The 20,124-nt window shown below is 69.0% G+C and carries 20 protein-coding genes and 1 pseudogene; 9 read left to right on the top strand and 12 right to left on the bottom strand.

Annotated features, from left to right (window positions below; translation table 11 throughout):
• Nucleotides 1-26 precede the first annotated feature (26 nt).
• Complete coding sequence (gene aceA / locus AB8M85_RS11070; protein WP_372698871.1) at nucleotides 27-1,331, bottom strand: isocitrate lyase; 1,305 nt, start codon at nucleotides 1,329-1,331, stop codon at nucleotides 27-29.
• 103 nt (nucleotides 1,332-1,434) lie between these two features.
• Here aceA and AB8M85_RS11065 point away from each other — a divergent pair, with 103 nt between their 5' ends.
• A complete protein-coding gene (locus tag AB8M85_RS11065) occupies nucleotides 1,435-2,958 on the top strand; it encodes a helix-turn-helix domain-containing protein (protein WP_372698870.1) in 1,524 nt (507 codons plus the stop codon).
• A 131-nt stretch (nucleotides 2,959-3,089) separates the two neighbouring features.
• On the opposite strand, the pseudogene AB8M85_RS11060 reads toward AB8M85_RS11065, so the two are convergent.
• Nucleotides 3,090-3,338 (bottom strand): annotated as a pseudogene (locus tag AB8M85_RS11060) (ISL3 family transposase); the annotation flags it as partial.
• Between the two features lie 8 nt (nucleotides 3,339-3,346).
• On the opposite strand from AB8M85_RS11060, the gene AB8M85_RS11055 reads away from it, so the two are divergent.
• Together AB8M85_RS11055 and AB8M85_RS11050 are read left to right on the top strand one after the other, a co-directional pair.
• Nucleotides 3,347-3,469, top strand: coding sequence for a ribbon-helix-helix protein, CopG family (locus AB8M85_RS11055; RefSeq protein ID WP_372698869.1), 123 nt, complete (start codon nucleotides 3,347-3,349; stop codon nucleotides 3,467-3,469).
• 79 nt (nucleotides 3,470-3,548) lie between these two features.
• Entirely contained in the window at nucleotides 3,549-3,701 is a 153-nt protein-coding gene (locus tag AB8M85_RS11050; RefSeq protein ID WP_372698868.1) for a toxin-antitoxin system toxin subunit, read from the top strand.
• Nucleotides 3,702-4,355: 654 nt separating this feature from the next.
• Here the strand turns inward: AB8M85_RS11050 and AB8M85_RS11045 are convergent.
• The 5 genes from AB8M85_RS11045 to AB8M85_RS11025 form a co-directional block, all read right to left on the bottom strand.
• Nucleotides 4,356-5,009, bottom strand: coding sequence for a response regulator (locus AB8M85_RS11045; protein WP_372698867.1), 654 nt, complete (start codon nucleotides 5,007-5,009; stop codon nucleotides 4,356-4,358).
• Nucleotides 5,010-5,061: 52 nt separating this feature from the next.
• The gene (locus AB8M85_RS11040) at nucleotides 5,062-6,414 is read right to left on the bottom strand and encodes a sensor histidine kinase (protein WP_372698866.1); all 1,353 of its coding nucleotides are present in this window, start codon (nucleotides 6,412-6,414) and stop codon (nucleotides 5,062-5,064) included.
• A gap of 102 nt (nucleotides 6,415-6,516) precedes the next feature.
• Entirely contained in the window at nucleotides 6,517-6,816 is a 300-nt protein-coding gene (locus tag AB8M85_RS11035) for an MmcQ/YjbR family DNA-binding protein (RefSeq protein WP_372698865.1), read from the bottom strand.
• A gap of 74 nt (nucleotides 6,817-6,890) precedes the next feature.
• Nucleotides 6,891-8,300, bottom strand: a complete 1,410-nt coding sequence (locus AB8M85_RS11030) for a nucleobase:cation symporter-2 family protein (protein ID WP_372698864.1) — start codon at nucleotides 8,298-8,300, stop codon at nucleotides 6,891-6,893.
• Between the two features lie 160 nt (nucleotides 8,301-8,460).
• Nucleotides 8,461-9,786, bottom strand: coding sequence for an 8-oxoguanine deaminase (locus tag AB8M85_RS11025; RefSeq protein ID WP_372698863.1), 1,326 nt, complete (start codon nucleotides 9,784-9,786; stop codon nucleotides 8,461-8,463).
• Nucleotides 9,787-10,217: 431 nt separating this feature from the next.
• Between AB8M85_RS11025 and AB8M85_RS11020 the strand changes: the two genes are divergently transcribed.
• Complete coding sequence (locus AB8M85_RS11020; protein ID WP_372698862.1) at nucleotides 10,218-11,474, top strand: NAD(P)/FAD-dependent oxidoreductase; 1,257 nt, start codon at nucleotides 10,218-10,220, stop codon at nucleotides 11,472-11,474.
• Between the two features lie 30 nt (nucleotides 11,475-11,504).
• On the opposite strand, the gene AB8M85_RS11015 is transcribed toward AB8M85_RS11020, so the two are convergent.
• Nucleotides 11,505-11,807 (bottom strand): hypothetical protein, encoded by a 303-nt coding sequence (locus AB8M85_RS11015; RefSeq protein ID WP_372698861.1) that lies wholly within the window; start codon nucleotides 11,805-11,807, stop codon nucleotides 11,505-11,507.
• A gap of 97 nt (nucleotides 11,808-11,904) precedes the next feature.
• Between AB8M85_RS11015 and AB8M85_RS11010 the strand changes: the two genes are divergently transcribed.
• A complete protein-coding gene (locus AB8M85_RS11010) occupies nucleotides 11,905-12,120 on the top strand; it encodes a hypothetical protein (RefSeq protein WP_372698860.1) in 216 nt (71 codons plus the stop codon).
• A gap of 24 nt (nucleotides 12,121-12,144) precedes the next feature.
• Here AB8M85_RS11010 and AB8M85_RS11005 read toward each other — a convergent pair whose 3' ends face one another.
• From AB8M85_RS11005 to AB8M85_RS10995, 3 genes are read right to left on the bottom strand one after another with little or no spacing between them, the layout of a single operon-like run.
• A complete protein-coding gene (locus AB8M85_RS11005) occupies nucleotides 12,145-12,657 on the bottom strand; it encodes a metallophosphoesterase (protein WP_372698859.1) in 513 nt (170 codons plus the stop codon).
• On the bottom strand, nucleotides 12,654-13,232 hold the full coding sequence (locus AB8M85_RS11000; RefSeq protein ID WP_372698858.1) for a hypothetical protein: 579 nt from the start codon (nucleotides 13,230-13,232) through the stop codon (nucleotides 12,654-12,656). Before AB8M85_RS11000 ends, AB8M85_RS11005 begins: the two co-directional genes overlap by 4 nt.
• Nucleotides 13,233-13,237: 5 nt before the next feature.
• Nucleotides 13,238-15,142, bottom strand: a complete 1,905-nt coding sequence (locus AB8M85_RS10995) for a primary-amine oxidase (protein ID WP_372699085.1) — start codon at nucleotides 15,140-15,142, stop codon at nucleotides 13,238-13,240.
• Between the two features lie 193 nt (nucleotides 15,143-15,335).
• On the opposite strand from AB8M85_RS10995, the gene AB8M85_RS10990 reads away from it, so the two are divergent.
• Together AB8M85_RS10990 and AB8M85_RS10985 are read left to right on the top strand one after the other, a co-directional pair.
• Entirely contained in the window at nucleotides 15,336-15,926 is a 591-nt protein-coding gene (locus AB8M85_RS10990) for a TetR/AcrR family transcriptional regulator (RefSeq protein ID WP_372698857.1), read from the top strand.
• A gap of 97 nt (nucleotides 15,927-16,023) precedes the next feature.
• The gene (locus tag AB8M85_RS10985; RefSeq protein WP_372698856.1) at nucleotides 16,024-16,971 is read left to right on the top strand and encodes a helix-turn-helix domain-containing protein; all 948 of its coding nucleotides are present in this window, start codon (nucleotides 16,024-16,026) and stop codon (nucleotides 16,969-16,971) included.
• A 43-nt stretch (nucleotides 16,972-17,014) separates the two neighbouring features.
• Here the strand turns inward: AB8M85_RS10985 and AB8M85_RS10980 are convergent, their stop codons facing one another.
• On the bottom strand, nucleotides 17,015-18,004 hold the full coding sequence (locus AB8M85_RS10980; RefSeq protein WP_372698855.1) for a TIGR00730 family Rossman fold protein: 990 nt from the start codon (nucleotides 18,002-18,004) through the stop codon (nucleotides 17,015-17,017).
• A 142-nt stretch (nucleotides 18,005-18,146) separates the two neighbouring features.
• Between AB8M85_RS10980 and AB8M85_RS10975 the strand changes: the two genes are divergently transcribed.
• Together AB8M85_RS10975 and AB8M85_RS10970 are read left to right on the top strand one after the other, a co-directional pair.
• Entirely contained in the window at nucleotides 18,147-19,649 is a 1,503-nt protein-coding gene (locus AB8M85_RS10975; protein WP_372698854.1) for an APC family permease, read from the top strand.
• Between the two features lie 198 nt (nucleotides 19,650-19,847).
• Entirely contained in the window at nucleotides 19,848-20,081 is a 234-nt protein-coding gene (locus tag AB8M85_RS10970) for a hypothetical protein (RefSeq protein ID WP_372698853.1), read from the top strand.
• Nucleotides 20,082-20,124 lie beyond the last annotated feature (43 nt).

Below are 20,124 nucleotides of genomic sequence, written 5' to 3'. Positions count from 1 at the left end.
GAGGAGGCACCGGCGTCGTGCTCTGCTTAGTGGAACTGTCCGGCCTCGGTGGATCCCACCAGGGCCAGGGTGGACGCGTTGGGGTTCAGCGTCGTCGCGATCTGGTCGAAGTAGCCGGTACCGACCTCGCGCTGGTGCTTGGTGGCGGTGTAGCCGGCGGCCTCCGAGGCGAACTCGCGCTCCTGCAGCTCGACGTAGGCGCTCATGCCGTTCGCGGCGTAGCCGGAGGCCAGGTCGAACATCGAGTGGTTCAGGGCGTGGAAGCCGGCGAGGGTGATGAACTGGAAGGTGAAGCCCATGGCGCCGAGTTCGCGCTGGAACTTCGCGATCGTGGCGTCGTCGAGGTGCTTCTTCCAGTTGAACGACGGCGAGCAGTTGTAGGCAAGCATCTGGTCGGGGTGCTCGGCCTTGACCGCTTCGGCGAACTTCCGGGCCAGCTCCAGGTCCGGGGTTCCGGTCTCCATCCAGATGAGGTCGGAGTAGGGGGCGTAGGCCTTGGCGCGGGCGATGCAGGGTTCGATCCCGTTGCGGACCTTGTAGAAGCCCTCAGCGGTGCGCTCGCCGGTGATGAATTCGGCGTCGCGTTCGTCGACGTCGGAGGTGATCAGGGTGGCCGCCTCGGCGTCGGTGCGGGCGATGATCACGGACGGGGTGTTGGAGACGTCGGCGGCGAGGCGTGCGGCGCTGAGGGTGCGGATGTGCTGGCCGGTCGGGATGAGGACCTTGCCGCCGAGGTGGCCGCATTTCTTCTCGCTGGCGAGTTGGTCCTCCCAGTGCACGCCGGAGGCGCCGGCGGTGATCATGGACTTCATCAGTTCGAAGGCGTTCAGCGGGCCGCCGAATCCGGCCTCGGCGTCGGCGACGATCGGCACCAGCCAGTCCTCGACGGACTGGATGCCCTCGGCGAACTCGATCTGGTCGGCACGCTGCAGGGCGTTGTTGATGCGGCGGACGACCTGCGGCACCGAGTTGGCCGGGTAGAGCGATTGGTCGGGGTAGGTCTGACCGGAGAGGTTGGCGTCGGCGGCGACCTGCCAGCCGGAGAGGTAGATGGCGCGCAGCCCAGCCTTGACCTGCTGTACGGCCTGGTTGCCGGTCAGTGCCCCGAGCGAGTTGGTGTAGGCGCCGGTCTTGGCCTCCTCGGTGAGCTGCTTCCAGAGCTTTTCGGATCCCCGGCGGGCCAGCGTGTTCTCCTCGACGACGCGGCCCTGCAGGCGGACGACCTCGGCGGCCGTGTAGTCGCGGGTGATGCCTTCCCAGCGGGGGTTGGCGCTCCACTCCAGCTCGAGGGCCTGCTCGCGTTCCGCGGCGGTCTGCTGGTTCTGCGTCATGTCGTTCTCCTCTGGTTCGCCGATGGTGTTTCGGTGTTCTTCTGCGTGGACACCACTTTTCGCGATCCGCAAGGGGTTATCTAGGGGGTTCTTCTGGAAAGATTTGCGGTTCTTTAGGTATCCTCAAGAAGTGACGACTCCCACATGGAACCGGCCGGCCGGCGGAGTATCCCCGGACGGCAACGCGGCGGAACTCGACGCCGAACTCGACTCGATTGCCCTGGGCCGGCGGGTGCGCCACCTGCGCAAGGCGAAGGGGCTGACCCTGGACGGGCTGGGGGAGGTCGTCGGGGTGGCACCCTCGCAGTTGAGCCTGATCGAGAACGGCAAACGCGAGCCCAAGGTTTCACTGCTCAAGCAGCTGGCCGGCGCCCTGGACACCGGGCTGGACGACCTGCTCGGGGCGGAGCCGCCGAACCGCCGGGCCGCCCTGGAAATCGAATTGGAAAAGGCGCAACGCGGACCGCTCTACGGGTCGCTCGGATTGCCGAAAGTCCGCGTCTCCTCGCGGCTGCCGATGGACGTGCTCGAGTCCCTCGTCGGCCTCCAGCACGAGCTGGAGCGGCGCCTCGAACAGCAGTCGGCGACCCCGGAGGAAGCCCGCCGGGCCAACACCGAAATCCGCGCCGAGATGCGCGAGCGCAACAACCACTACCCGGCCCTGGAGAAGCAGGCGCAGGACCTGCTCGACGCCGTCGGCCACACTTCCGGCCCGCTGTCCCACCACGTTGCCGCCGACCTGGCGGAGCACCTCGGATTCGGGCTGCGCTTCGTCGGCAACCTGCCGCATTCGACCCGCTCGGTGACGGATTTGAAGAACCGCCAAATTTACCTGGTGCAGGGCTCACGCACGGAGCACGATGCCCGATCGGTGCTCCTGCAGGCCCTCGGGCACTACGTCCTGGGCCACGAAGCCCCGCGCGACTACAGCGAATTCCTGCGCCAGCGCGTCTACACGAACTACTTCGCCGCCGCCCTGCTGATGCCGCAAAAAACCACAGTGCAGTTCCTCGAGGAGGCGAAGAAGGCCAAGTCGCTGGCCATCGAGGACCTGCGCGACGCCTACGCGGTCTCCTACGAATCGGCGGCCCACCGCTTCACCAACCTGGCCACCGAGCACCTGGGCATTACCTGCCACTTCCAGAAGGTGCACGAGTCGGGCATCCTGCACAAGGCCTACGAGAACGACGGCGTGAACTTCCCTGCCGACCACACCGGCGCCATCGAGGGCCAGACCATCTGCAGGTACTGGACCAGCCGGGCGGTCTTCGAGGTCCCGGACAAGTTCCGGGCCTACGAGCAGTACACCGACACGGTGGTCGGCACCTACTGGTGCACGGCCCGCACCGAACGCCACTCCTCGGGCACGTACTCGCTGAGCATCGGCGTCCCGTACGAGCACGTGAAGTGGTTCCGCGGCAGGGACACCACCGAACGCTCGAAGTCGCGCTGCCCGGACGAAACCTGCTGCAAGCGGCCGCCGGACAACCTGTCCCGCATGTGGGCCGGCCAGGCCTGGCCCGCGGCGCGGGCGAACTCGCACCTGCTCGCCGCGATGCCCTCGGGGGCTTTCCCGGGAGTGGACGAGACCGAGGTCTACGAGTTCCTGCAGGCCCACGGCGGCTGAACCGAGAGGCTGGTTCGCGGAGTCCATATGACATTTCCTGCTGGATCCCGATGGCGCACTCAAGATGTTCCAAAGTGTCTGGGTGGCCTGATGGTCTTGGGTCCTACCGCCTTCGAGGTGTCCTGGCGTCAGGCCCGCCCGCAACCAGTGCACTTGTAGCGGCGCACAGACCAACAGTTTCTTTGGCCTCCACCCCAGGGCTCGTGCGCCAGTCGGCGGATCACCGTATCGCGCGGTGCTCCCTGGCGTTCGCATCGGTGGCGCCAGTCATCTGGTTCGATGACCCGACATTCGAGTACGGCTTGACCCGGAGCCAAGTGTTGACCGGTTGCCTCGTGGCCAATTTCGTCGAGGCGGCCGCCGCACGGGTGCGGAAGCATCGCAGGTCGTGCCGGTGCGGCTGACCGCCTCCGAGCTTGAGGCGCTTATGGCGCGGGCCGAGCACGAGCATCTGAACCGCTCGGAGGCGATCCGTGCTGCGCTGTGGGCGTGGGCGCACGCGGCGCGATAGTCCGGCCTCCGCACTCAAGCATGAGATCAGCAGGGACGACGGCGTCGAGGCAGCCACGTGGCCGGTCGTGTCGGCACCCTTGGATGACGAAGATCCGCGCCGCTTCCCCCGTATTGGCTTCGACACCCAGGGGCGGCTGTTGGAACTTGTGGCGCTGGTCCGGGACGACGGGTCCGAGGAACTCATCCACGCGATGAAGTGCCGACCCCAATACTTCGGGATGCTCGGTTAGCGCAGAACGGTTTGCCCGAGTGCGTGGCAAAGTGCATTGGCCGGTCGTTTGGCAGGGCTTTGGCGTTACAGGGCGGGCGAATACCGGGACATCTGCGATCTGCAGGACGAGGAACCGGCCATCGTCGAGCAAGGGCTCGGGCACCACTCCAAAATCGACGACTAAGGAGCGGCCTGGTCTCGGCCGCACACTGGAAAGTCGTTCCTCGTCGGCGTCTGGTCCGGGTGCCGAAAGCATCAGGAGATGAGAAAACCTCTGGTGCCTGCCAGAGGCTCCTTGTGCCTCTGCCGCCTCCGGCAATCCAATGGCCATCCAGCCCTGGTCCCGAAGGCCTCGAACACGAGATCTTGGGGTTGGTCCAAAGCGTTCAGCGGCCAAATCGCCTCCGTCATTGGGCCGTTGGGAATGCGCGACCCCGTGGTAGGCGGAGATCGGCGTCGCTTGGAAGACCCCCATGCCCGAGATGGCCATCGTGAAGCGGTTTGGTCGTCAAGATCCTGGCATCGACTTCCACCGGCCGCAGGTTCTTCCTGGTTTCAAAGAGGATCTCTCGCCGCAATGCCCTCGGGGGCGTTGCCGGGAGTGGACGAGACAGAGGTCTACGAGTTCCTGCGGGCCCACGGCGGCTGATCCTCGGCTCGCGCGGCGCTGCGGCTAGGCATCGAGCCAGGCGAGGACGGCAAGGACCCGGCGGTGGTCGTCGGGCCCCGGTGCGAGCCCGAGCTTGGTGAAGATGGCGGAGATGTTCTTCTCCACGGCCCCGGCGCTGAGGAACAGCGTCGAGGCGATGGCGGCGTTAGTGCGCCCCTCGGACATCAGTCCCATGACCTCGCGTTCCCGCGGGGTCAGCGAGGCCAACGGCGCGGCAGCGCGCTGGCTGAACGCGGCTGAAACGACTTCCGGATCCAGCACGACCCCGCCGTCGGCGATGCGGTCCAGGGCACTGGTCATCTCCTCCAGCCGGGCGATCCGGTCCTTGAGCAGGTAGCCGAGCCCGCCGGTCCCGGACGATGAGGCGCCGGCCAGCAGCTCGGTCGCGTACGTCAGCTCCACATACTGCGAGAGCACCAGGATGCCGATGCCGGGATGCTCCGCCCGGATGCGGGCCGCGGCGGCGAGCCCCTCATGGCTGAACCCCGGGGGCATCCGGACGTCGGTGACGACGATGTCCGGCAGATGCTCGGCCACCGCGGCCAGCAGCGAGTCCTCGTCGTCGACGGCGGCGACCACCTCGGCGCCGCCCTCACGCAGCAGCCGCACGAGCCCCTCCCGGAGCAGGACGGAATCCTCGGCGAGCACGATGCGCATGGAGCCAGCGTACCGTCGGCTCCCCGCGCAGCGTGCCCGGCGGGCGGCAGGCTCAGGTGTGCAGCGGGATCATCGCGGTGACGGTGGTGCCGCCGCCCTCGGGCGAGTCGACCTCCAGAGTGCCGTCGACCCCCGCCAATCGGTCGCGCAACCCGGCCAGCCCGGAACCCTTGCCCGGGTGCGCGCCGCCGACACCGTCGTCGTGCACTGTCAGCGTGAGGACGCTGCCATCGGTGGCCAGGGCCAGGGTGCACTGTGCCGCAGCCGAGTGCTTGGCGGCGTTCGTCAGCGCCTCGACGCCGGAGAAGTAGGCGGCCTGCTCGATGGTGGCGGGGAAGCGCCGTCCGGCGCCGGGGTGGATGGTCAGCCTGACGGGCAGCGGGGAGGTGGCGGCGGCCGCCTCGAACGCGGCGACGAGACCGCGGTCGGTGAGGATCGGTGGGGCGATGCCGCGCGAGAGGGCGCGCAGTTCGGACAGGGCGTCCTTCGAGTGGGACAGGGCCGCGTCGATGAGCTCGCGGGTCGGCTGGTCCTGCGGGTCGATTCGGCGCTTGGCCGCCTCCAGGTCCATCGCCATGCGCACCAGCCGCTGCTGGGGCCCGTCGTGGATGTCGCGTTCGATGCGGCGCAGCGTGCCCGCCTCGGCGGCGATGACCTGGCTGCGCGAACTGGTCAGGCGCGTGGTCTCCTCGCGCAACGCCTGCCGCTCATTGGTCAGCAGGCCGATCGCCAGGGCCCGCTGCAGCAGCGCCAGCCCGCGGCTGACCGGGAACAGGGTCACCAGCAGGATGATGCCAACGCCGATCTGGATCCAGGGGTGCCAGACCGGGTCGATGCCCAGGATGTCCCAGATGTCGTTCTTCGGTTCGGGGATGAAGCGGTACCAGAACCATTGGGTCAGCCCGCCGAGCGCCCCGGCGATCCAGGTGACGGTCACCGAGAACGCGAGGATGCGCACGGGGAAGGACACCACCGCGTGGATCAGGTCCTTCCAGCGCTGCACGTCGGCCAGTGGGGACAGCATTCGGCGCAGGGCCGACCCGGTCGGTGCTGACCGGTAGTACGTCGGCGGCAGGGGCCCGGAAGTCCAGCGGGCCAGGGCCCGTTCCCCGGCGGCGAAGAAACTGGCGGTGAAGAGCGCGCCGACGAGGACGAAGACGCCGATGTAGATGAGCACGGTGCCTAGGCCCGCGGAGAACAAAGTGATCGCCACGCTGAACGAGATGACCCCGATGAACAGGGCCGCCAGGTTGTAGCCGAGGTTGCGTCCCAGGTGGGTCAGGCGGGAGGGCACGACGGCGGGGATCTCCCGGGTGCGGTGCTCGCCGGTGGTCTCGGGTGGGGGATTGGCGTGGTCCATCGGTCTGGAGTCTAGCGCCGCGGTGGGGTCCGGCAGGGTGGTCATGGCTGGTTCCTTCGGTGGAGGAGGGATCGTGTCTTCCATCCTTCCGGGTGCCGAGCCCGCCGCCTGCCCGGCCAACCCCCGCCCCCGCGGGGGTTACCCCCACTATCCGCCGGCCAACCGATACGACTCGCCCAGCAGTTCGCGCAGTTCGGATTCGTCGATGCGCTCCAACCGGATCAGGACCAGCTGCGGGGAGGCTTCGTGATGGGGCGTCCAGAAATAGGTGTCGGGTTCCGTGGCAGCCAGGGCCTCGCGTTTGGTGGTCTTGACGGTCAGCACCGTGTCATCCCACATGCGGGCCATCAGGGTGTGGGCAAACCAGGCGGGGCGGTTCCAGCTGGGCCGCTCGGTGACGCCGGGCAGTCCCAGGCACTGGGCCCGGACCTCTGCTTCGGTGCTCATGGACCCACGATGCGGTGCCTGCGCGCCCCGGTCAAGGGTGGTGCGCAGGCACCGCACTGCTGGCCGGCGGCTTGTTAGTCGGCGCCGGACGTCCGCCCCTCGAAGTCGCCCTCGCTGGCCGCCCGGGTGGGTGCCTTGGCGAAGACCGATGGCTCATCGGGGGTGCCCGCCTTGATGTGGTTGAACAGGACGTTCATCAGGATGGCCATCACCGCCGCCGAGCTGATACCGGAGTGGAAGATCGTCTCGAACCAGGTGGGGAACTTGTCGTAGAAGGTCGGCGCGGCAATGGGGATCATCCCGAAGCCCAGCGACGTCGCCACGATGACCAGGTTCATGTTGTTCTTGTACTCGACCTGGGCCAGGGTGCGGATGCCGCTGGCCGCGACAGTGCCGAAGAGCACGATCCCGGCGCCGCCGAGGACCGAGGTGGGTACGGCGGCGACCACGCGCCCCAGGATGGGCAACAGGCCCAGGACGATCAGGATGAGGCCGCCGGCGCTGACCACGAAGCGGCTCTTGATCCCGGTGATCGCGACCAGCCCCACGTTTTGCGCGAAGGCGCTCTGCGTGAAGGAGTTGAAGACCGGGGACAGGGCGCTGGAAATCATGTCGGCGCGCAGGCCGTTGCCGATGCGCTTGGAATCGACCTTGGTGTCGACGATTTCGCCGACCGCGAGGATGTCCGCCGTCGTCTCGGTCAGGGTCACCAGGATGACGATGAGCATGGAGATGATGGCGGCCAGTTCGAACGTCGGCGGACCGAAGGCGAACGGCGTGGGGAAGGCGAAGACGGCGCCCTCGCCGACTTTGGAAAAGTCGGCCATGCCCAAAGCCGCGGCGATCAACGTACCGATCACGATCGCCAGCAGGATCGAGAGCCGGGAGACCGTCGCGTTGCCCAGTTTGCTCAGCAGCAGCACGACCAGCAAGGTGATGCCGGCCAGCCCGATGTTGGCCATGGATCCGTGGTCGGGGGACTTGGCGTTGCCGCCCATCGCCCAGTTCGCAGCCACCGGCATCAGCGTCAGGCCGATGGTGGTGATGACCACGCCGTTGACCACCGGTGGGAAGAAGCGGATGACCTTGGAGAAGATCGGGGTGATAAGCAGGCCGACCAGCGAGGCGACGATCACGGCGCCGAAGACCGACTGGATGCCCCCGCCACCACCGATGATTGCCGTCATGGTGGCGACCCCGGCGAAGGAGACTCCCTGGACCAGTGGCAGCTGCGAGCCGAAAAACGGGATGCCGATGGTCTGGAGCAGGGTGGCCAGACCGCCGACGAACAGGCAGGCGGCGATGAGCAGGCCAATGTCCGACGAACTCATGCCCGCTGCGGAGCCGACGATCAGCGGCGGGGCGATGATGCCCCCGTACATGGTCAACACGTGTTGGAATCCGTAGGCGAAGGTCCGGCCCCAGGGGAGGCGTTCGTCTTCGGGTCGAGCAGGGGAATGGGTGCGGAGTGATTTCCGGATCATGCTGGTCACCTCTGGGCCGATGGGTGGCTGGGAGCGGCGAGGACCCCAGGCTCCACGGTGCCGAACCCCCTTGTTTCTCGATCTGCATTTTTTCGCATGCTGGAAACAAGATCTCGTAATACGTAAAAGTGAACTGCGTCACAGAACGCTTGTCAAGGGGTCAGGAAGAAAAGACCAGACGACGTGCTGCGGCACCGTGCTCGGCGACGAGCGCCTCGAGGTCCAGCCCGGGGATCGCCCCGTCGACGACTCTCCAGCGCCCGCCAACCATGACGCGGTCGGCCCGGTCCGCGCCGCAGAGCAGCAGAGCCGCCAGCGGGTCGTGGCTTCCCGAGAAGCGCAGGGCATCGACGGTGAAGAGTGCCAGGTCGGCTTGCAGACCGGGACGCAGCTCGCCGATGTCGCTGCGGCCCAGTGCGCGGGCCGAGCCGCGGGTCGCCCATCCCAGCGCCATCTCGGGCATCACGGCGGCGGCGCCGCAGCGCAGGCGCTGCAGGTACAGCGCCTGGCGGGCCTCGAGGATCATGTTCGATGCGTCGTTTGAGGCGGACCCGTCGACGCCGAGTCCGACCGGCGAGCCGGCCGCCTCGAGTTCCACGGCGCGCGCCATGCCGGAGGCCAGGCGCATGTTGGACGTGGGGCAGTGCGCCACGGCGGTTCCCGCAGCGCCGAGCCGGGTGATCTCCTCGTCGCTGAAGTGGATGCCGTGGGCCAGCCAGGTCCGGTCGGTGAGCCAGCCGACGTCCTCCAGGTAGTCGACCGGGCGCAGCCCGAATATCTGCAGGCAGAACTCCTCCTCGTCCAGGGTCTCGGCGAGGTGGGTGTGCAGGCGGACATCGCGGGAGGCCGCCAGGGCGGCGGTCTCGGCCATCAGCGAGCGGGTGACCGAGAACGGCGAACAGGGGGCCAGGCCGATCGTGATCTCCGCCCCGTCGCCGCGTTCGTGGTAGCGGTCGATGAGCCGGTTGCTGTCCTCCAGGATCGCCTCCGGATCCTGCACGACGCGTTGGGGCGGCAATCCGCCGTCGTCCTCCCCGAGGCTCATCGAGCCCCGGGTGAGCATGCCCCGCATGCCCAGCGAGCGCATCACCGAGACCTCGACGTCGATGGCCTCCTCGAGTCCGTCGGGGAAGAGGTAGTGGTGGTCCGCCGCCGTCGTGCAGCCGCTGAGCAGCAGCTCGGCGAGGGCGACCGTGGTGGCCAGTTCCAGGTCGCGCGGGGTCAGCCGGGCCCAGACCGGGTAGAGGTTGACCAGCCAGGGGAAGAGCTCGGTGCTGACCACGGGGGCCCAGGCGCGGGTGAGAGTCTGGTAGAAGTGGTGGTGCGTGTTGACCAGCCCGGGGATCATGACATGCCGCGAGGCGTCGGAGACCTCGTCGCAGGGGATCGACGGCTCCGGGCCCGCTGCCAGGACCTCGGCGATGACGCCGTCGTGGATGACGAGGCCGCCCGAGGCGTCGAGTTCGTTGGCGGTGAAGGCGGACAAGGGGCTCTTGACCCAGAGCCGGTGGGTGGCGTGCGTGGAATGGCCTTTGCTCGAAGGGGGACTTCGGGCCGGTCCACTGGCTGGCCGGCTTGGTGAAGCCAGCTCAGTGGTGCCTGTCTGCTGATCCAGGTTCTGCACGCTGCAGATGGACACCGAGCCTAGGGAAGCCGGCGGGGTGCGTCAAGGGTGGTTCGAGCGGTTGCAGGGCGCGGCACGTCGGACGGGCGGTGTGACGCGGACAGTGGCGTAATGCGCGGTGCGCTCCCGGGGCTGCCGAACTTCCGGTGGCATTTGGGGGGATTTCCGTTCTTTCTTCGGCACGGCATGGCCACGGCGGGGGAGTGCCGCCGAAAACCCCTGCCGGGTTGAGGTTGCCTGCTTGCTCGGGCAGTCTGGCGGGAGAGCTTGAAACCATCGCAGGGGAGGACACCATGGGCATGCAGCAGCCGGAACACGTCGTCATCGTCGGGGCGGGCATCGTCGGCCTGTCGACCGCCTGGTACCTTCAGGAGCAGGGAACCCGGGTGACGGTGGTGGATCGAACCGGGGTTTCTGCCGGTTCCTCGTGGGGGAACGCCGGATGGCTGACCCCTGCCCTGACCCTGCCGCTGAGCGAGCCGTCCGTGTTGACCTATGGGCTCAAGGCCATGTTCAACCCCGGGTCCCCGCTCTACATCCCGCCGACCACGGACCCGTCACTGCTGCGCTTCCTCGTCGGGTTTGCCCGGCACTGCACTCCGGGCAAGTGGCGCGAGGCGATGAAGGTCTTCAGCGAGATCGGCTCGACCGGGCTGGATGCGTTCGCCGAGATCACCGAGGGTTCCAACACGGTCATCGAGCACACCAAGCCGGCCGACCCCTTCCTGGCAGGGTTCGCCAGCGAGCAGGACCGCGAGGGCCTCGTCCACGAATTCGAGGGCATCCGCCAAGCTGGTGGATCGGTTGACTTCGACCTGATCTCCGGCGAGGAGATCCGCGGCCTGGAACCCACCCTGGGATCTGGCGTAGTGGCCGGCGTGAAAATCCACGGGCAGCGCTTCATCAACCCACCGGACTTCGTGGAATCGCTGGCCGAGTCGGTCCGCCAGCGCGGCGGGGAGATCGTGGCCGGGTTCAGCGTCACCAACGTCACCGATACCGGCCGCGGGGTCACCGTGACGGGCACCGCCGGGCGCAGCCTGGACGCCGACGCCGTCGTGCTGGCCACCGGCGCCTGGCTGGGCAGCCTGGCCCGCCGCTTCGGCGTGCGCCAGGTGGTCCAGGCCGGCCGCGGCTACAGCTTCACCGTCAAGCCCGAGGCCATGCCGACGCACCCGATCTACTTCCCGGCGCAGCGCGTGGCCTGCACCCCGCTGGGCGACCGCTTCCGGGTGGCCGGCATGATGGAGTTCCGCAACGCGGACGCGCCCTTGGACCCCCGTCGCATCCAGGCGATTATCAATGGCGCGTCACCGATGTTCACCGGCATTGACTGGGAGGACCGTCAGGAGGAATGGGTCGGGGCCCGTCCATGCACGGCCGACGGCCTGCCGCTGATCGGCGCCACGAAGTCATCGCGCGTCCACGTCGCCGGCGGCCATGGCATGTGGGGCGTCGCCCTGGGCCCGCTCACCGGCAAGATGCTGGCCGCCGAGCTGACCGGGCAGCCGGCATCGCCGCTGATGCGCCACTTCAACCCGTTGCGCTGATCCGGACGCCGGCCTTCTCGGGGTCCGGCGTCAGTCCTCGATGAGGTGCGCCCGGACCAGGAGGCGGTCCTCGGATAGCCACCCCTGGGTTCCGGCATGGTCGATCATGTCGGTGAACGCCTGCTCCCAGGAGTCGCCGCGGTCGGCACCGGCGGCCTGTAGCGCGGTCACGCCCAACCAGGCGTGGTCGGCGGCCACCGAGCCGAGTCCGGCGGCGACCAGGGCCGCATCGGTTTCGTCGCGGGTGGCACCGTGGGTCCGCACCTGCAGCTCACGCAGGTTGTCCATGTCGTGGACGGTGGCTTGATGGGCGTTGCTGATCTCTAAGTACATGGGGACAGGCTACGCCCGCCTGAACCGGACGCCCATGGCTGCGTCCCCGGGCCGGGCAGCCTACGATGGTTGGACCGGCACGACATGGAGGAAGACGATGGCGAAGAAGAAGTTCAAGGACCTCGGCACCGGCGCGAAAATCGGCGTCGTGGTCCTCAGTGCCGCCCAGCTGGCACTGCAGGGAGCGGCGCTGAAGGACCTGAAGGAGCGGCCCGCGGCACAGGTGAAGGGGCCGAAGATCCTCTGGTTCGGCCTGAGCTTCATGAACTTCGCCGGGCCGTGCGCCTACTTCCTCATCGGCCGCCGGAAGTAGCCCCTCGGCCCGTCTGGCGGGGCGTCAGCGTGTGAGGCGGTCGACCGGGACCACGGAGACCTCGCGCAGCTGTCCGTCGTCGGCCACCGCCGTCATGTAGGTGCACACCGGCTGCCGGCGCCGGTCCGTCGGCGAGCCCGGGTTCAGCAGGCGCAAGCCGCCCGCCGCCGTCGTATCCCAGGGGATGTGGCTGTGCCCGAAGACCAGCACGTCCGTGTCCGGGAACCGCTCGGCGCAGCGTTTTTCCCGGCCTGCGGCGGCGCCGGTCTCGTGGGTCATCGCGAAGCGCACTCCGTCGATTTCGACCCGGGCGACCTCGGGCAGGCGGTCGCGCAGCTCGTCGCCGTCGTTGTTGCCCCAGACCCCGACCAGCCGGCGGCAGCGCCGTTCGAGTTCGTCCAGCAGGTCCGGTTCGACCCAGTCCCCGGCATGGAAGACGACATCGGCCGCCTCCAGCTCCCGCCAGAGGTCCGGATGCAGTCCACGGGCGCGCTTGGGCAGATGGGTGTCGGCGATCAGGACCAGGCGCGTGCTCATGAAGGCATCTTCCCACGGGAAGCTGCCCGGACCCGGTGCACCGAGAACCCCGCCAGCCACGCCACGGCCAACTCGAGCCCGACGACGACGAGCATCAGATCGGCATGCGCCGACCCGGCACCGGTACCACCGGCACCGGAGTGGTGGGCACCGCCGTCGTGCATCGCATGCAGTCCCGGCCCGCCCGGGATCCCGAGGACGAGTACGGCATGCACCAGCGCCATGCCAGCCGACATGGCGACCAGGGTGCGCGATCCCTGGCAGCCCGGACGCATCACCGCGTGGGCCGCGCAGCCCGCGCAGGCCAGCGCCATGGCGGCCAGCGCCGGGCCCAGGAACAGTCCGTGGCCCCCGGAGACCAGCATGACCACGTGCAGGACCAGTGACATGGCCGTCAGGCAGGCCGCCCCGGCACCGGCCCAGCGCCCCGGCGCCGCGACCGGCGCCGGGACCGGGCCCGGGGTCGGGCCCGGGGTCGGGCCCGGGGTCGGCGCGCCCACCCTGCCGGCACCGGGACGTCCGTTGCGGACGGCCGGGCGGGCGAGGGCCGGTGCCGGCAGTGCGGGGCTGGCCATCGGGGCTACCGGTGGCAGGCGGCGCCCGGTGCGGGGGCCGGGACGTCGAGCACGGGGGAGCGGTCGAAGAAGCCCTCGGGCCGCAGCTTGAAGCCGACCGAATCGACCGGCATGATCGGCCAGTCCTCGGTGCGCGGGAAGTGCGTGAGCCCGAAGGTGTGCCACACGACCACGTCCTGGCCGTCGATGTCCCGGTCCGCCTCGATCCAGGCGGGGATGCCCGCGCCCCCGGGGTGCTGGTTGACGAAGTCGCCCGTCGGGTAGCGCTGGGACTCGTCGTGCCGGGTCACCCACAGGGCCTTGGAGGCGAAGGTCGCCCGGCGGTGGATGGAGGAGCCCTCGTCCGCCAGTAGCGTCGGCTGGCCCTGCGGGTGCAGCTTGTAGCCGACCGGTTCGCCCAGGCGGTTGGCGGCCCGCGGGTTCTGCACGATCCAGGTGCGGGCGACCTCTGGCTTGGCGTCGCGGGCGGCCTGGGATTCGGTGGCCAGCACCGTGCGGCGACGGGTGAACGCGTTGCCGCGCGGGTTCTCCGGGCCGGTGGGCACGCGGACCGCGTCCTCCTCGGCCACCCGGCTGGGTCCGCCGTCGAGCGCGAAGTCCAGCCGGGCGCCAAAGAGGTGCTGGTGGAACGGGGCCCCGAGCCCGGGCGCCATCTCGGAGGCGTACGGGTAGTCGCCGCCGGGGTGGGCGCTGGTGAACACGACGCCGGTGGCCTTGGCCTCGAACTCGATGGTCCCGTCCAGGTAGAGGTACCAGTAGAAGCCGTAGTCGTAGTTGCCCACGGTGGTGAAGAAGGAGATGACCAGGCGGCGGTTGCGGCGCGTGTAGTTGATCCCGCTCCACAGATCCGAGTGCTTGGCCAGGATGGAGGCGTCCTCCTCGTGCATGCAGATGCCGTTGGCGATGGTGCGCGGGTTGCCCAGCGCATCGGAGACGGTGGGGGAGATGTAGTGGATCTCGCCCAGGCAGTCGCAGCCCAGCTCCAGCGAGTTCGCGAACTGGCCGACCAGGTATTCGCCGGTGTCGAAGTAGTTCTGCCAGCTGCGCACCGGCGACGGGTCGCCGTAGGGCACGACCATCTCGGCGATGGAGGCGCGGTTGAGGATGCGCCGGGTCCGGTCGCCGTCCGCGAACCCGATGTTGTGCAGGACCAGGCCCTCGCGCACGTCGAAGCCGATGTCCAGGCTCCATTTCTCCCATTCCACGTGGTTGCCGTTCGTGACGGTGAAGCTCGGGCCCTCGGGCTGGGTGATCTCGATGGGCTTCTGCGTGGTGCGCAGCGGTCCGGTCAGTTCCGGGTCGGTGTAGTTGCCGTGCTCGGCGGGGACGGGAACGACGGCGATATCCAGGACCTGGTCGACCGTCTTGTTCGCGACGTCCACGTAGGCGACGAGGCCGTCGACCGGGTGGGCCCAGGCCGAGTCCTGCGGGTGGTCCTGGACGAAAGCGAGCCCCCGCAGGATGCGCCGGCCCTTCTCCTCGGGGTATTCGAAGACGCCCGCGGAAAGCGGGGCGACGCGGACCTTCTCCACATCGAGCCCGCGCTTGTCCAGGGCCGCCAGCCAATCAGGGTCGGTGGACAGGATCTGTTCCACGACCTCGAACTCCTCCTCCAGCACCGGCAGTTCCCCGGTTTCGGCGGTGTCCAGCTCCGTTGCGGTCAGGACGGTGTTGGCGGTGGCGCTGACCGCCAGGTCGCGGGCGGGGCCGCCGGCGGTATCCAGGGTGAAGACGCGGAAGATCCTCTCGCCGTCGGCGTCGTCCTCCGGCCGCCGTGGCGGGTCGACGAGGCCAAGATAGGCGATGCGGGAGGAGTCGGGGAAGTAGCCGGCCTCGCGCAGGGTGGAGACCACGGTGGTGATCTCGTCGGGGGTCGGGAGGCTGTAGGCGCCGAGAGGGGTGTCGGTCATGACGCCGGTGGCGGCCGGGGTGGATGCTGCGGGGTCGTGGCAGGAGTGGCTCATGGGGTGCCTTTCGCTGGGGAAGTCCCGCGGCCGAACGTGGTGCGGATCACTTCTTTTTTCTATGACTGTAGAGAATACGGGTCGCATAGGCTGGTGGCAAGACCTTCGGCTGGCGGGGGTGAGTGGAAGGTGGACCCGGGTGCCAAAGATCGTCGACCACGACCGACGGCGGATCGAGCTGGTCGAGGCGACGTGGCGGATCATCGCGCGGCTCGGTCTGGAACGGGCCACCATGCGCGAGGTCGCCGAGGAGGCGGGGTTCGCCAACGGCGCGCTGAAGCCGTACTTCCCGACCAAGGATGCGCTGGTCCGGGCCACCTTCGAGTACGTCTTCGCCCGGACCAACGAACGCGTCCGCACGGCCGCCGCGGGGCTTGGCGGGCTGGCCGCGCTGCGGGCCTTCTGCTGCGAAGTCCTGCCGCTGGATGCCACCCGCATCGACGAGGCCCGCATCGTGTTGCCGTTCTGGCATGTGGCCATCCACGATCCGGTGAAGGCCGGGTTGAACGACCGGTCCATGGCCGTCTGGCGCGACTGGATGACCGGCTGGCTCCAGGACGCACGGCAGGCCGGCGAGGTGCGGGCGGATGTCGCCATCGCCCCAATCGTCGAGGCCCTGCTCACCTATCTGCTCGGAGCGCAGGTGACCGCGACGCTGGATCCCGCGAACGCCGCGCCCGCCCAGCTGCGGCGCCAGCTCGACGTCCAGTTGACGCTGCTGTCTGCGTGATCCGTTTTTCCACACTCGGAGAAAAATAGTGACTTTTAGGCCCGACGAGCGTATCTTGACAGCAATGTGACAGCCATCACCGAGCAACAGGAGCATCATGACGGTCGCGCCAGCACACCCGGCGACCCAGCGCGCGGAGGATTTCGCGCGCTGGCGGGAGATCGTGTCGGAGTCCTTCGTCCCGCTGGAGGCCGATCCGGTCGGCCCCGGTCCGTTTGCAGGCCAGGTTTCCGGCCATGAGCTGCACGACCTCGCGGTCGTCGAGGTCGACGCCATGGCACACCGCGTCCGGCGCACCCCGGCCCTGATCCGCGGGGACGAGCCCGGATACTACAAGGTCAGCTTGCAGCTGGCCGGACGCGGCATCCTCGTCCAGGACGGACGCGAGGCCGTCCTCTCGCCCGGGGACCTGGCCATCTACGACACGCAACGGCCCTATACGCTGAGCTTCCACGAGGACTTCTCCACGCTCGTGCTCATGTTCCCCAAGCGCCTGCTTGGCCTCGACGACCTGGACCTCTCGGTGCTCACGGCCCAGCGGCTCGGCGCCGATGACCCCGTGGCCAGCGCCGTGGTGCCCTGCATCGCCCGCATCGGCGATGTCCTGCCCACCGCCGGTGCGGGCATCGGCTACCGGCTGGCCCGCAACGCCGTCGACCTGCTCGCGACCGTGCTGGCCGCGGAGGTGTCCAGCGGACCACGGAGCGTCGGCTTCGAACAGGCCCTGCAGCTGGGCCGGATCAAGGACCACATCGACCGGCACCTCGCCGACCCGGCACTCGGGCCGGCCGGCATCGCTGCCGCCCACTTCATGTCCGCCCGGACCCTGCACAAGCTGTTCGAGCCCACGGGCACGACCGTGGCCGCCTGGATCCGGCATCGGCGGCTGGAGCACGCACACCGCGAACTTCTCGACCCGTTGCTGGCGCACCTGCCAGTCGGGATCATCGGGGCGCGCAGCGGGCTGCCCGATGCCGCGCATTTCAGTCGGGTCTTCCGCGCCGAGTTCGGCTATGCGCCGAGCTCCCTGCGCTCAGCCGCCTGATCGTCGAGGCCGCTCCGGTGGTCGGCGCCAGCTGCGGCGGAGCCTACTTCTTCCACTTCCGCTCTGGGGCCGTCCAGGAGGCCATGCGCTCGAGCAGGTCGTCCGGGTCGCTGCTGGTGATCAGCGCGTCCCGGTAGGTGGAAGCGAGGAACCGGCGCTCGACCATCTGGTCGATCATGGCCAGCAGCGGGTCCCAGAACCCGTCGACGTTGAACAGGGCGACCGGCTTGGCGTGGATGCCCAGATGCTGCCACGTCCACGCCTCGAAGAACTCCTCCAGCGTTCCGGCGCCGCCGGGCAGGGCGACGAACGCGTCCCCGAGCGCGGCCATGCGTTCCTTGCGCTCGTGCATCGTGTTGACGATCTCCAGCCGGGTCAGCCCCCGGTGGGCCGTCTCGCCGTCGACCAGTGCCTGGGTGATGACGCCGGAGACCTGGCCGCCTGCCTCCAGGGCGGCGTCGGCGACCTGGCCCATCAGGCCCACATGGCCGCCGCCGTAGACGACCCCCAGGCCGCGTCGTGCCAGACCCGCCCCTAGACGTGCGGCAGCCTGCCGGTAAACCTCCCCGTCGCCGGTCTTGGAACCGGTGAAGACCACGATGTTGCCCGGCATCCGCGGGGCCCGAGCCGCGAGGGCCGGCAGCACGTGGTCGGCCAGCAGCGGAGCCAGGTCGCCTGGCCGCTGGCGGGCCGCCGGGTCCTGCCACCGGACGGCGTCGATCTCCGCACCGGGAACCGGCTCGATGCGCGCCGGGTGTTCGAAGACCGTCGCCACCAGATCGTGGCCCGGTTCGTTGGCAGCGCGGCAGCGGAAGACGCCGAGTTCCCGCAGGCCCGCAGGATCGAGCTCGGCCCCGATCTCCTCGGTGCATTCGCGCAGGGCGGCCGCGGCCGTCGATTCGCCCGGTTCGGGCTTGCCGCCGGGGAACATGAACCGGTCCGTCCCGGTCTTGCGCACGGTCAGCACCTCCCCTGCGGGGTTGCGCAGGACGACGGCGCTGACGTGGATGGTGGGGCTGGCTTCAGAGTTCACGGATCCACGGTACCGGGCGGAGGTGCTGCGCCCGCGAACAAGGGGCCGACACGCAAAGCCAAACTCATCGGCTGTGGCGCAGGGCACAGTGGGAAGCAGTGCCGGATCCGTCATGACCAGGCACCCGTCAACAGGAGGAACCATGGCAACCCACAGCGTCCCCCCAGAGGTCCGGCCCGCAGCCGCGGCGCAGGGGTCCCTCGGCCAGCGTCGGCTGGGCATTCCCGCGCTGGTCTTCATGATCATCGCCGCATCCGCCCCGCTGACCGTCGTCGCCGGCGGCGTCACCAGCAACTACGCCGTCAGCGGCCTGCTGGGCATTCCGCTGTCCTTCGTGGTCCTGGGCGCCGTGCTGGTCCTCTTCGCGGTCGGCTACCTGGCCATGAGCCGCCACGTCCACAACGCCGGCGCCTTCTACGCCTACATCTCCCGCGGGCTGGGCAAGCCGGCCGGCGTCGGCTCCGCCTGGGTGGCGCTGATGGCCTACAACGCCATGCAGATCGGGATCAACGGGCTCTTCGGGTTCGCCCTCTCGTCGTTCCTGGCGAACCTGGCCGGGCTCGAGATCCCCTGGTGGGTCTGCTCGCTGGGCGGCTGGCTCCTGGTGGGCATCCTGGGCATCAACAAGGTCGACCTCTCCGCCAAGGTGCTGGGCATCCTGGTGGCCCTGGAGTTCCTCGTGGTCATCGTCTACGACATCTTCGCCTTCGGTGCCGCCCCCGAGGGCGTCAGCAGCGCCTCGCTGGAACCCTCGGCCCTGTTCGCCACCGGCGTCGGGGCCGCTCTGGCGTTCAGCATCGCCGCATTCATGGGCTTCGAATCCGGGGCCATCTACAACGAGGAGACCAAGGACCCGCGCACCACCGCGCGCCGGGCGACCTATATCGCCGTCGTCGTGATCGCCGTCTTCTACGCCTTCTCCGCCTGGGCCATGGCCGTGGCCGAAGGCGACAGCCTGGTCATCGCCCGCTCCGGCGAATTCGGGCCCGACCTGATGTTCGTATTCCTGGCAGAGCACGCCGCCACCTGGTTCGTGGACGTGGCAAACCTGCTGTTCATCACCAGCCTGCTCGCCGCGCTCGTCGCCTTCCACAACGTCGTTTCCCGCTACGTCTTCGCGCTCGGACGCGAAAACGTCCTGCCGGCGGCCCTGTCCCGGGTCTCGCGGCGCTCGCAGGCACCCGTGGCCGGATCGCTGGTGCAATCGGTGCTGGCGCTGGCCGTGATCATCGTCTTCGCGGTCGCCGGCACCGGGCACGAATACGGGGCCCTGTTCCCGGTCCTGACGCTGTTCACCTGGCTGACCAACATGGGCGCCTTCGGGCTGGTGCTGCTCATGGCGCTGACCTCCTTCGCGGTCATCGGCTTCTTCCGCCGTACACCCTCGGGCAACGGACCCTGGACGACGACGGTTGCCCCGCTGCTCGCCGGGGTGGCGCTGACCGTGCTGTTCGGCATGATCGTGGCCAACTTCGACGTGCTCATCGGCCTGGCCGAACCCGGGGTGCTCAGCTGGCTCCTGCCGGCGATCATCGTGGTGCCCGGTGTTGCCGGGGTCGCCGCCGCCTACTGGCTGCGCTCGGCACGGCCCGGCGTCTACGCGGGGATCGGCCGCGGGGGAGCCGACCCGGACGAACTGGACTAGTCGACCTGCATGCCGGTGTCCAGGCGCGCGCATAATGGCCAAGACGCAATGGGCGGCGGAGGACCCGACCACGAGGCCTCCCGCCCCGCCGCGGAATCCCTTGGGTAGCGGCCAGCGCGCGGCATAAGCTGGCTGCAGGCCTGACAGGCCGGGGCGGCACCCTTGGTGCCACCCACCATCGAACCGAAGGAGCGTGCGATGACCACCCCAGCAAACGACCGGGACGACGCGGACCGCCCAGAGGAAACGGACGCCCCGCTCTCCGAGCACGTCGCCGCCGAGAACGACAACGACGACGTCACCGAGATCGATGCCGAGTCCATTCCCGTCCAGGGCGACGAGGATGTGGCCGATGACTTGGCCGAAAAGGCCTACGGGGACAAGGACGACGACGGGAACCCGGACATCCCGAACGCCCAGTTCCCGGCCTGAACGGATTCCGCCTGAACCGATTCCGCCTGAATGCGAACGCCCC

Origin of the sequence: Arthrobacter sp. JSM 101049 (assembly GCF_041679245.1) — a bacterium.
Taxonomy (GTDB): Bacteria; Actinomycetota; Actinomycetes; order Actinomycetales; family Micrococcaceae; genus Arthrobacter_H.
Note: the sequence above shows the minus strand (reverse complement) of the source record. Positions and strands in the feature narration are given on the sequence as shown.

Excerpts from the sequence above, each read along its gene's own strand:
- aceA (WP_372698871.1), bottom strand. The coding sequence starts at position 1,331 with ATGACGCAGAACCAGCAGACCGCCGCGGAACGCGAGCAGGCCCTCGAG.
- AB8M85_RS11020 (WP_372698862.1), top strand. The coding sequence starts at position 10,218 with ATGGGCATGCAGCAGCCGGAACACGTCGTCATCGTCGGGGCGGGCATC.
- AB8M85_RS10975 (WP_372698854.1), top strand. The coding sequence starts at position 18,147 with ATGGCAACCCACAGCGTCCCCCCAGAGGTCCGGCCCGCAGCCGCGGCG.
- AB8M85_RS11030 (WP_372698864.1), bottom strand. The coding sequence starts at position 8,300 with ATGATCCGGAAATCACTCCGCACCCATTCCCCTGCTCGACCCGAAGAC.
- AB8M85_RS11015 (WP_372698861.1), bottom strand. The coding sequence starts at position 11,807 with ATGTACTTAGAGATCAGCAACGCCCATCAAGCCACCGTCCACGACATG.
- AB8M85_RS11010 (WP_372698860.1), top strand. The coding sequence starts at position 11,905 with ATGGCGAAGAAGAAGTTCAAGGACCTCGGCACCGGCGCGAAAATCGGC.
- AB8M85_RS10985 (WP_372698856.1), top strand. The coding sequence starts at position 16,024 with ATGACGGTCGCGCCAGCACACCCGGCGACCCAGCGCGCGGAGGATTTC.
- AB8M85_RS11005 (WP_372698859.1), bottom strand. The coding sequence starts at position 12,657 with ATGAGCACGCGCCTGGTCCTGATCGCCGACACCCATCTGCCCAAGCGC.
- AB8M85_RS11040 (WP_372698866.1), bottom strand. The coding sequence starts at position 6,414 with ATGACCACCCTGCCGGACCCCACCGCGGCGCTAGACTCCAGACCGATG.
- AB8M85_RS11045 (WP_372698867.1), bottom strand. The coding sequence starts at position 5,009 with ATGCGCATCGTGCTCGCCGAGGATTCCGTCCTGCTCCGGGAGGGGCTC.
- AB8M85_RS10995 (WP_372699085.1), bottom strand. The coding sequence starts at position 15,142 with ATGACCGACACCCCTCTCGGCGCCTACAGCCTCCCGACCCCCGACGAG.
- AB8M85_RS10970 (WP_372698853.1), top strand. The coding sequence starts at position 19,848 with ATGACCACCCCAGCAAACGACCGGGACGACGCGGACCGCCCAGAGGAA.
- AB8M85_RS11000 (WP_372698858.1), bottom strand. The coding sequence starts at position 13,232 with ATGGCCAGCCCCGCACTGCCGGCACCGGCCCTCGCCCGCCCGGCCGTC.
- AB8M85_RS11035 (WP_372698865.1), bottom strand. The coding sequence starts at position 6,816 with ATGAGCACCGAAGCAGAGGTCCGGGCCCAGTGCCTGGGACTGCCCGGC.